Origin of the sequence: Endozoicomonas arenosclerae (genome assembly GCF_001562015.1) — a bacterium.
Taxonomy (GTDB): Bacteria; Pseudomonadota; Gammaproteobacteria; order Pseudomonadales; family Endozoicomonadaceae; genus Endozoicomonas_A; species Endozoicomonas_A arenosclerae.
Genome location: NZ_LASA01000307.1, coordinates 1 through 789, shown reverse-complemented (window position 1 = coordinate 789; position 789 = coordinate 1). Strand labels below are relative to the sequence as shown.

The window sequence follows — 789 nt, the reverse complement described above, 5'->3', positions numbered from 1 at the left end:
GTCTCGGCCAGTAGTCTGGCATCCGCTTTGGTGTAGCGAGGCTTGAATCCATTGGAGAAACAGGGGCAGCGACGGACAGTGCCTTTGGACAGGTAGGCCGTTAAAAAACGGGTGACCTGCGCTCTGGAGTAACCCGTGACAGTCGCCACATAGCGGCGTACCAGACCTTTTTGAGCCTTTCCAAGGGAGCGGTAACGGAAATGACTGAGAGTTAACTCTATCCATCGGTAACACTCATCTTTAGACTCCTAGCCAGGTTCTATGTCTGGGACATGTTCAAGGAAGTCGCTGACCTGATCCAGGGTCTTGATGAGTTTGGTGTTCATGATAATCTTCATCCTCTCATCATGAACGACATCCTGGACCTTTACAGGCTCAGTTCGTATTGGAAACCGGGCTTTTGTTCAGGCTCATTTTATATTGGAAGAGACTCAGTGTCAATGTCAAGTCTCTTCCAATATGAAATGAGCCTGAAGAAGGGGCTGGTTTCTAACATGAAATGAGCCGACTTCAGCACTGTCGTTCATGATGAGGATATGAAAATCATCATGAACACCCATTTCATCAAAACCCTGGAGGATGTAAGAAGCCTCCTTTCACAAGCAGACTGTCTGGAGCCCGGCTGGGACTCCAAGGACGAATGTTACCGTTGGATTGAGCTAACCCTCAGCCACTTCAAATACCGTTCCCTGAGCAAAGGAGACAAAGGCTTGATCCGCCGCTACCTGACCATTGCCAGTGGCTACTCGAGAGCCCAGGTGACTCGACTGATCAACCAGTACATCAGTA

At 49.3% G+C, this 789-nt stretch carries 1 protein-coding gene; it reads left to right on the top strand.

What is annotated here, in order from left to right; genetic code table 11:
- Positions 1–536 precede the first annotated feature (536 nt).
- Positions 537–789 (top strand): hypothetical protein (locus WG89_RS28935; protein ID WP_216638595.1); only part of this gene is annotated, 253 nt, incomplete at its 3' end.